We start from the raw sequence: 9,416 nt of genomic DNA, 5'->3' as shown, positions 1-9,416 counted from the left end.
AGGTCGCTTCACAACGACACGGCGTTTGGCTAATGCTAAAGCGGGAGCAATTTTTGTTGACCACTGCACTCATTATTAATCATGGTCGTCATGGAATTCCATAGATTGAGTCAAAATGATATCGGTAATCTCATAAGCCATCTTTTGCGTGTCTAAATCTTCAACATTTGCCAAAACAGCGACAGTTAAGCCTAAATCAGGTAAACGTAAAAAATAGGTAGCCCAGCCAGCCCAGCCTCATGAATGCTCGAAATGTGTGATGCCGAAGTGTTGTGAAATAATAATGCCATAAGCATATTTCTGATGGTGTTCAATGGCTTTACCTATCCTATTTCTAGCCGGTAATGCCTGAAGCATTTTCTCGACTAGTGCTTTTCCTCTGACTTTACCACTGGTGTCATTTTTACCCCATTTCATTAAATCTAAAACATTTGAATGAACAGCACCATCACCGGTTTGAGTCCAAAGACTTTCACTTAATTGATAGCCACATGTATTGTTTTCACGGTACCCACGAGCAATTGTGGTGTGGACGGGGTACGATCCCACTATAAAGTTATTATCCATTTGTAATGGTTTAAAAATAGACTGTTGAGCAAATTCTTTATAACTTTGCCTGCTAACGCTTTCAATAATAATGGATAATAAAAAATAGCCCGTATTACAATAATCAAATGGTGTTCCAACAGGGAAAAGAGGGTTGGGGTAAGCAATTAAGTCCGCTAAGCTTGCCGCTTGAATTGGAATCGGTGTTTATTGTTCAAGCATGGCACCCACGGTTAGACAGGGATCCAGCACATCAATGGCTGCGGCATACTATTAAACAGTACTTTTTAAATCGAGAGTGATTTTCTGTAGTGTTAGCTAATTAATCATATCAATGAGTATTACTTTATATTTGATTTAGCAGTTTAACGTGATGACTTGATTAGAAGCTCACCATAATACGATGAGCTTCTAGAGTCTATTTAATGAGTTATTCCAAAGTGCCTATTTCTCTTGGCAATGTATTGGCTACATCTGAAAAGCTTGGTAGATGGCCCCATACATCAGGATTACCAATTACAAAAATATATTTCTTGGCGCGTGTTAGAGCGACATTAACTAGGTTGGGCTTACTCGCTGCCCATTGTGCGCCACCCTCTTCACCGATACTGCAACCGAGTACAAAAATAACGGTATTATTTTCTTTACCTTGGAAGGTATTCACGGCGCCAATCTTATGTTTGGCCCAATGGTTGACCTCTTCTGGTGTGATTTTAATCACTGGCTGTTGTATAGCTGGTAGATCTGTTTCCTTGAGTAATTCGATTAATGCAGTTTTAACCGCGTTAAAAGGTGTGATCACATAAATAGATTGTAGCGTAATATTTTCCTGCATTAGGCGAGATAATAACATTAATAGGTCTTTGCCGTGGCTATCTCGGTATTGTTTATTACCCGTATTCCCCTTTGATACAACCTCATGGTTTTTGAGCTTGTTATTGATGGAGAGGCTGAGAATGTCGTCCTTTGAATCCGCATGGATCATACGGCCATTGTAAGTCCTATTATTGGCAAGGCTAAACATAGGTTCAATACAATGGCGGTGTACCCATAAAAGAATACCAATCCAAATCGGGTTATTCATGACTTCTAACTGACAGCCCCATGAATTGATGCGATTCGCAATTTGTTGGATTGAGAAAGTTTGTGGGTTCCAACGGTCAGCATATTGATGTAGTGCTTCTTGGCAAAGATGGTTACTCTTTCATTACTTAAACGTTGTTCGCACTCTTCTTTAGCTTGCCCTGTTTCTGAACCGACAATATCTTGAATGAGCGAATTACTTAGATTTTTATCAAACTCACCAAGGTAAAGAATAAATGCGGTTGTTTTAGGAATTTTATATTGCTCTCGGTATTTATCACAAAGCCAAGGTAATTGGTTGTTCTTATTTTCTGTAAGCGCTTTTCGGGATATAGATAATTTTTTCTTGTTATTAATATCGGACGAATAAGGGTGAAAAAACGCTATACGTTGCCAACCACTTAAAATATCTATTGGTAGAGGTTTCGAATGCCTATTTTTCCACCTGTCATTATTTAAAATATTTTAATAGTTATTGAGATTAACTTAAATTAAATGAATTTTATAGACTTCACGTTATGATTGCTCTCGGCCTAAAACTGTAGTGAGTGAGGGTATTTATGAAGAAGAGAGAAGGGAAATTGGTTACCCGTAGCGCTGGTGAGTATTTGAAATAAAACAGCTAACTAAGAGAAGTTATAGTTAGCTGTTAATTGAGGATTACTTAGCGATTAATTCGCCAATTTTTACTGCTGCCCAGCCCGCAGGTGTGGTCGCTCCACCCACGATATTGGTCATTTCTGAAATCCCTTCTGGTACTGGGATATTCGAATTCACCGCAGCTTGCGTATATTCCTTGGAAATATCGGTTCCCACATAGTAAATGGATGTTAGGACTAATGTGCCACAGATAAACATTCTAAACATATTACGCTTACAGAATGGTGTCACCATAGCTAATAAAAACATCAATGAAGCAAGGTCAACGAAAGGTAATACTTTGTTGCCCGGTAGTACGAAAGCTAACACAATCGCCATTGGGATCAGTAATAGCCCAGTTGCCAACACGGAAGGCTCACCAATTAACAGTGCAGTATCCATGCCAATATAGAAATCACGGTTAGGGAATTTCTTTTTCAATTTTGCTTCAACGGCATCGCGAACAATTAACAGACCTTGGACTAAAATTTCGATCATTTTAGGCAGTAGTAACATTGCCGCAGACACGGTCACGGCGAGTGCAACAGATTCACTGATAGGATAGCCTGCCATCAATGCTAATACCAAACCTAAAATAAAGCCTAATGTTAATGGTTCACCGAATACACCGAATTTTTTATTAATCGTTTCGGGTTCGAGGTTAATTTTATTTAACCCTGGAATTTTCTCGATAATATAGTTTGTCACGATGCCAAACGGTACATACATAATACAAGTCAGATGAGGGAAGGAAATGCCTTGTAAATTATAATTACGTTGTAGATAAGGTGCAGTAATATCTGCCGCAACCAAAGTGGCAATAAAGATCACATAAGTGATACCAATTGATAGCCAGTAGCTTTCAGTACCCGCATACACTACAGAACCGACTAATAAAAATATCCAATAGTTAAAGATATCAATATTAATGGTTTTTGTGAGCTTAAATAAAACCATCACTAAGTTGATCGCAATAAAGCCTAGTACAACTGGCACCATAATCGGTGAGCCCCAGCCAATGGTGGAGGCAGTAGGCCAACCCGTATCAACCACGGTAAGGTTTAAACCCATCTTTTCAACCATCGATTGCGAGGCAGGTCCTAAATTCGATAGTAATAAGTTGATGACTAAGCCAACACCAACAAAACCGATGCCGACTAACATACCCGCTTTAAAAGCGGTGCCTACGCGAACGCCAAAACATAATGCAATAATGAAAAATATTATTGGCATCATAACCGATGCGCCCAGCCCGATGATATTGTTGATTATATCCATGCCTTCCTCCCAATACTCGTCATATTTCTCGCCGTGGCGTTGTTGGCTGCGTTCACTCGCACTAGTCACATACTTATGTATGCCCTAGCGACTCGTTTGCTTGTCGCCTAGCCACAACGCGAACTATTTAGAGTATTTACCTACTGCGTATTGAATAAAAAAATAAACCTGATAGTTAAATAAGTTGTGGTTTATAATTACTCAAAATACATAAGGTTGTTTTTGTAGGGTATAGGGTGCCCCTGACAGGTTTCACCCTATCGTTTATTTTTTATATTTTTTGCCGATGTTCTTTTCGTTAAATTAATTATTTTTGTTGTTTTAAAAATATCTCAGCAAATAGTTTTGGCGTATTGCTGAATGCATCTAAAGTACTACCTGCCATATGCGGTGTGATGGTCACATTGTCTAATAAATAAAATTCGCTCTCCTCTTTTAATGGCTCATCATCAAAGGTATCGATAGCGGCACCCATAATGCGTTTTTCTTTGAGTGCTTGCAGCAAATCACGCTCATTAATTAAACCTGAACGCGCGGTATTCACTATTACGGCGGTGGGTTTCATTAATTTAAAGTGTTTTTCGTTGATCAAGTTTTGTGTTTCTGGGGATAAACGTGCGTGTAGCGAAATAATATCGGCAACTTTAACCAAATCTTCAAGTGAATCAACTTTGGTGTAACCATCAACAGCGTCAACGTATTTATCGTAAAATATAACGTTGGTATCAAAGCCTTTAAGGAATTTAGCCACCAGTTGAGCAATATGGCCAAAGCCAACTAACCCAATGGTTTTTCCACCAATTTCTGGGATCACATCCGCGTTGACGAAATCTTTACGCCAATATTTATCCTTCAATGCATCATGTGCACGCGCAATATTACGTGTTTCAGCCAACATCATGCCAACCGTAAATTCAGCCACACTGCGTGCATTACGCCCTGGTGTATTCATTACCTTAATGCCTTTGTTCTCGGCATATTCTTTATTGATATTTTCAATGCCACCACGCAATACACCGATATATTTCAGTTTTGGTAGTTTATCGATTACCGCTTTATTTACAGGGGCGAACTGGGTAATCACTAACTCAACATCTTGTAAATCCGCATATAAATCCGCTGGTAAAATCACCGCTTCCGCACCGTGTTGCTCAACTTGCAAGTTATCTTCTTGCAGTTTTTCAATAGAAGGGTGTGCCCACTGACGAACGATAACCTCATAACCTTGTTGGCGTAGCTTTTCTAGCCCAGCCTCCATGGTTGGTTTATCAATAAATAGATCCGCAATTGCCAGACATTTCATGTTGTTCTCCAAAATTTTTTGTTGCCCTATGGGCTTAGCGCATTAACATCCCACCAGTCACATCAATGGTTGCTCCCGTCATATAACTGGCTTTTTTTGAAACCAAGAACACCCCAATATCCGCGATTTCAGCAGGGGAGGCGACACGCCCAACAGGAATTCGATTCAGATAATATTGTGGGTCTTTCTCTAGGTTGCCGCGGATCATTTCAGTATCCATAATGCCAACTGCAATGTTGTTAACATTAATGCCTTGTTTGGCAACCTCACGCGCCAGTGATATTGAAAAGGCGACTAAGCCCGCTTTACTGGCGGCATAGTGTGAGTGACCAGTCGTTGAACCATGAAACGCTGCTTGCGAGGTAATGTTGAGCACTGAGCCAGTGATTTGCTTATTTGAACATTGATTGATAAATAATTGGCTTAAATGGAAAACGGATTTTAGGTTGATGTTCATCACGTTATCCCACTCTTCCAGTGTAATATCTGCGACCATCCCTGTCGGCCAAATACCTGCATTATTAATCAGGATGTCGAATTGTTTGAAATGGGTGAGCCCCTGCTCAAATAATGCATCAATCTCTTGGCTGTCGCCTAAGTTGGTTCGGATAGCAACTACCTCAGTACCATTTAAACCATTTAGCGCCTCAACGAGCGCTAATGCGGCTTCTGGATGGCTACGATAAGTAAAGCAGACGTTAACGCCTTCTTTTACCAGCGATTGCACCAGCTCACGTCCTAGTCCAGTCGCCCCACCAGTGACCAGCGCATTTTTACCGTGTAAATTAAGTTCCATGATCAACTAACTCCTTATTTAAGCATCAATGGTTTGCTGGGGGTTATGTGATTTCCACGTCGGTTGCATATCATCTAGCATGCGTTTGTACATGGCGTATTTTTTGGCATAAACCGCTTGTTTATCCGTTTGTGGATGGATCACTTCAGACACTTTTACCATCGCATCACAAGCCGCAAAAACATCGGGGAAATAGCCTTCCATCACCGCTGCGGTCATGGCGGCACCAAGGGTACCGTGCTCTTTCACATCGACGATTTCTAATTGGCTCTGGAAGATATCGGCAAAAATTTGTAGCCAAACGGGTGAGTGAGTAATACCGCCCGCGATGCGGATCACATTGCTCAACTGTGGATTAATACGGCGCAGCCGCTCGACATGATAAAGGTGACTAAATGCAACTCCTTCATAGATAGCACGGAGGAAGTGAGCGCGTTGATGGAAACTGGTGACACCAACAAAACCGGCAGTGGCATCTGGAATGGTGTTGGAACCAAATACAAACGGGAAGAACATCAATTGGCTTTCATCTGGCGTGGTGGAAGCCACTAATTGGTTACACAGTTCATACACTGAACTGCCTTTGGCTTCTTCAAGCTGCTTATCTGCCGCCATAAATTGGGTGATAAACCATTCTAAATTACTGGCAGATGTCGGACTGGCTTCAGTAATTTGCCAACGATTTTCCATCGGGTAAATCGACGTCATAAACAAATCTTTATCAACCACCGGTTTGTCGGTGACGTATTCGTTGATGCTCCAGGTTCCTGCAACAATTGCCAATTTGTTGATTTGGTTGATACCTGAAGCCAATGACGAAGCGGAAATATCAAAGATGCCACCTGAAACTGGCGTGCCTGCTTTAAGGCCAGTCAGTGCAGCGATTTCTTCTGTGATACGGCCACAACAATCAGTTGATAGCTTGATTGGCGGTAGTTTATCTTTCCACGATAGTCCGCCCCAAAAAGCGAGTAACTCATCGTCATAGCAGCGATCACGCACGTTAATCAAGTTAGTACCTGAGATGTCGGTCAGCTCTTGTGTGGCTTCACCCGTCAAATAAAAGCGGATCAGATCTTTCACCATAAAGATGTTACGCGCCTTTTCCAGTGTTTCAGGTTCATTATCTTGTAGCCAAGCGAGTAGGGCGACAGGTTGGCCTGCCCAAATCGATTGCATGGTTTTAGGTAGAATTTCACTTTCGAATTTAGGTGATTGATACCATTGTTCAACATATTTTTTGGCACGATTATCTGTTGAAATAATGCCATTACGAGTGGGTTTTCCCTGCTCATCAACTAAATAGAGACCATTACCATGACCGGTTACTGAGATGCCAATAATATCGGCAGCATCAATAACTGATTTTTTAAGTACCTCTTTGATAACGAGTAAATTAGATTGCCATAACTCCTCAATATCCCTTTCAGTAAAAAAGGGTTTTGGGGTGATCATCCGAGTGGTATTGGACGCAATAGCCAGTACTTGGCCTTCGAGGTTATAGATAGCAGCCTTGGTCACAGTGCCGCCATTATCAATTCCTAAGATATATTTTTTCATGGAACTCCTCTAACCCTTCATATTTCGCACCATAGCGTCGTTGGCTGCATTTGACTACCCGAGTCACATACTTATGTATGCTCCCTGGGATATCCTCATTTACCGCCTAGCTGTAGCACGAACTATTTTGGGTGGCTGTTACACCACAGATATTTCATACAACAGCTCTATTGTTTTATTTTGAATCGCTGTAGAGCGTATATTTTGGGTTTATCATTATTTTAATTATTTGAGTTGTAATGGTGTTGGCGTAGGGTTTACAACTCAAACTTTAATTACCACAATGTATGTTCACTGGTGGTAATGCCGTTAAAACCGGTATAAAAAATCTTTTCAACTAAGTATTTTCGTTTAACAAAGCCACCTGCAATAAATTGCGTATTGGCTTGGTTAAAACTGCGTTTTAATAAATCAAAACAGGTACAAGCATATTCAGCAGGTAATAACTCGATCGCATCGACATCCACGGAATAGTTTTTGACCATATTACTGGCCTGTTCTAGTGATCGTGAATCAACGAGTAATACGCGAAAGATGGTGTCTAACCCTTCTTTTTTTGCGTAACGTAGGGCTGTAAAATTTGATGAAATAACACCATCCACCTTATAAAAATTCTTTAATACGGTGACGCCAGCTTGGTCAGGTTTAAATCCACCTAATAACTCCAAATGGACTAACACCTTTTTTCCCGCTTTATGGCATTTCCCAATCATCGACTGTAAATTGCCGATATCGGCGTCCGGCAATAAGATATATTCAGAGTGGCTAGCAAGTGCGCGCTCGAAATATTTATAGTTGCGAACCGATGGGATGATGGTGTTATTTAAATTCATGCTAATAATTCCTAATTTTTATTTTGATAGAGCGCAAATGCCTCTTCAGGTGATGCACCGAGATGGATGATAGCGTTAAGGCCAGCCACCATCGCGACAGGGTTAGGGTCTTGAGTGATGTTACGGCCCACAGCAACGCCTTTGGCTCCCATCTTCATACAGTGTTCAACAAATTTGAAATAACTCAGTGTATCGGTTTTTGGTCCACCGAGTGCTAAAACAGGTACCATTGATGCTTCGACAATCAAATAGTCGTCTGGTGTGCCAGAAAAACGTGTTTTGATGATATCTGCCCCTAACTCAACCGCAATACGCGCAGAGTCAGCAATCACTTTGGCTTCATTGGATTCAGGACTCGTTACTGCATAGCCGTATGGCAGTGATTCAACGATAAATGGCATATTCCATTGCTCAGCTTGTTTGACCAGTCTTGCCGTCATAGCGTGAGTTTTCTCTTCATTAAATGCGCCGGGGAAGGTCATGCATACCATGCCATCAGCACCCATTTTCAGTGCTTCTTCGGCACCAAAAACTTGTTGGGTATCAGGCACACTGTTGTCATACACATTTACTGTAGAATCAACACGTAGCACGATTGAAACATCATTAAAGGCATCTGCATAGTTTCTTGCCATACCATAAGTGATTAAGGCGCAATCTAAACCGTTAGCAGCCAGTTCAGGCATTTTCTTGATGGTGTTATCGATGCCAGCAGTTTTGGTGGAGAAAAAATAACCGTCGAGTGCCAGTGTGACGGACTTGCCATCTTTTGCAAAAATTTTGGATAAACGGCGTTGTTTAGACATAATATTTCCTTTATAAAAAATAAAAAAAGCCCTCAGAGACCGTTTTGATCTCTGAGGGCTTTCAGTTCACTGACCCTGTGGTTTTCTGTTTTTCTTTTCGGCTTAGAAAAATAGAAAACCTAATCGGTATTTGATGACTTCTTTTTCATACTGATAGGTAATTTTCTTATTAGATGATTTTAATCGGAAAATTAATCTGTCAGTCAGTTTATTAAAGTTAGCTGGGTTTAAATTAACTAAGTTTAATAAACTGGGTATGGCTATTATCTCTACCATACCCAAGTTTGCGTTGTCTAATGGATGTTGCAAAATTGTGATAAGTGTCGCGTTAAACTTTTTGACATATCATCAAAAATGGTGTGAAAGCCGTTGCTGAAGGGGCAAATATGCCAACAACCATTCCTGCTACGGAGCTTTTCCTTGAGGCCGGTGTTTTATTTGCACCAGGTAAGGCCGCGAATGCGGGAGGAGTGGCGACATCCGGTTTAGAGATGGCACAAAACGCAGCTCGTATGGGATGGAAAGCAGAGAAGGTTGATGCGCGCTTACATCACATTATGTTGGATATCCAC

The 9,416-nt window shown here is 41.0% G+C and carries 8 protein-coding genes and 1 pseudogene; 1 reads left to right on the top strand and 8 read right to left on the bottom strand.

Annotated elements, in window-relative coordinates:
* Positions 1-237: 237 nt before the first annotated feature.
* The 8 genes from PR833_RS15400 to PR833_RS15365 all read right to left on the bottom strand — a co-directional run bounded on the left by PR833_RS15400 (position 238) and on the right by PR833_RS15365 (position 8,844).
* Positions 238-714: a serine hydrolase domain-containing protein gene (locus PR833_RS15400; protein WP_272526324.1), complete on the bottom strand. Its 477-nt coding sequence runs from the start codon at positions 712-714 to the stop codon at positions 238-240.
* A gap of 262 nt (positions 715-976) precedes the next feature.
* Positions 977-1,630 carry an AAA domain-containing protein gene (locus tag PR833_RS15395; RefSeq protein WP_014657115.1) on the bottom strand — a complete coding sequence of 218 codons (654 nt, stop codon included), beginning with the start codon at positions 1,628-1,630 and terminating at the stop codon, positions 977-979.
* A gap of 659 nt (positions 1,631-2,289) precedes the next feature.
* On the bottom strand, positions 2,290-3,546 hold the full coding sequence (locus tag PR833_RS15390) for a PTS galactitol transporter subunit IIC (protein ID WP_014657114.1): 1,257 nt from the start codon (positions 3,544-3,546) through the stop codon (positions 2,290-2,292).
* Positions 3,547-3,853: 307 nt separating this feature from the next.
* Positions 3,854-4,849 carry a 2-hydroxyacid dehydrogenase gene (locus PR833_RS15385; RefSeq protein WP_060561511.1) on the bottom strand — a complete coding sequence of 332 codons (996 nt, stop codon included), beginning with the start codon at positions 4,847-4,849 and terminating at the stop codon, positions 3,854-3,856.
* 34 nt (positions 4,850-4,883) lie between these two features.
* Positions 4,884-5,645 carry an SDR family NAD(P)-dependent oxidoreductase gene (locus PR833_RS15380; RefSeq protein WP_004916017.1) on the bottom strand — a complete coding sequence of 254 codons (762 nt, stop codon included), beginning with the start codon at positions 5,643-5,645 and terminating at the stop codon, positions 4,884-4,886.
* A gap of 18 nt (positions 5,646-5,663) precedes the next feature.
* Positions 5,664-7,205 (bottom strand): FGGY-family carbohydrate kinase, encoded by a 1,542-nt coding sequence (locus tag PR833_RS15375; protein ID WP_272526323.1) that lies wholly within the window; start codon positions 7,203-7,205, stop codon positions 5,664-5,666.
* 275 nt (positions 7,206-7,480) lie between these two features.
* A complete protein-coding gene (locus tag PR833_RS15370; protein WP_004916012.1) occupies positions 7,481-8,038 on the bottom strand; it encodes a glycerol-3-phosphate responsive antiterminator in 558 nt (185 codons plus the stop codon).
* Positions 8,039-8,049: 11 nt separating this feature from the next.
* Entirely contained in the window at positions 8,050-8,844 is a 795-nt protein-coding gene (locus PR833_RS15365; protein ID WP_004916010.1) for a class I fructose-bisphosphate aldolase, read from the bottom strand.
* Positions 8,845-9,188: 344 nt separating this feature from the next.
* Here PR833_RS15365 and PR833_RS15360 point away from each other — a divergent pair.
* Positions 9,189-9,416: pseudogene (locus PR833_RS15360) on the top strand (NADP-specific glutamate dehydrogenase); the annotation flags it as partial.

Source organism: Providencia sp. PROV189, from assembly GCF_028480065.1.
In the GTDB taxonomy this organism is placed as follows: domain Bacteria; phylum Pseudomonadota; class Gammaproteobacteria; order Enterobacterales; family Enterobacteriaceae; genus Providencia; species Providencia stuartii.
This window is presented reverse-complemented; position numbering and strand designations above follow the sequence as displayed.

Bases quoted from the DNA above. Each gene is read 5' to 3' on its own strand.
- PR833_RS15395 (WP_014657115.1), bottom strand. From the start codon at position 1,630: ATGAATAACCCGATTTGGATTGGTATTCTTTTATGGGTACACCGCCAT.
- PR833_RS15390 (WP_014657114.1), bottom strand. From the start codon at position 3,546: ATGGATATAATCAACAATATCATCGGGCTGGGCGCATCGGTTATGATG.
- PR833_RS15385 (WP_060561511.1), bottom strand. From the start codon at position 4,849: ATGAAATGTCTGGCAATTGCGGATCTATTTATTGATAAACCAACCATG.
- PR833_RS15380 (WP_004916017.1), bottom strand. From the start codon at position 5,645: ATGGAACTTAATTTACACGGTAAAAATGCGCTGGTCACTGGTGGGGCG.
- PR833_RS15375 (WP_272526323.1), bottom strand. From the start codon at position 7,205: ATGAAAAAATATATCTTAGGAATTGATAATGGCGGCACTGTGACCAAG.
- PR833_RS15370 (WP_004916012.1), bottom strand. From the start codon at position 8,038: ATGAATTTAAATAACACCATCATCCCATCGGTTCGCAACTATAAATAT.
- PR833_RS15365 (WP_004916010.1), bottom strand. From the start codon at position 8,844: ATGTCTAAACAACGCCGTTTATCCAAAATTTTTGCAAAAGATGGCAAG.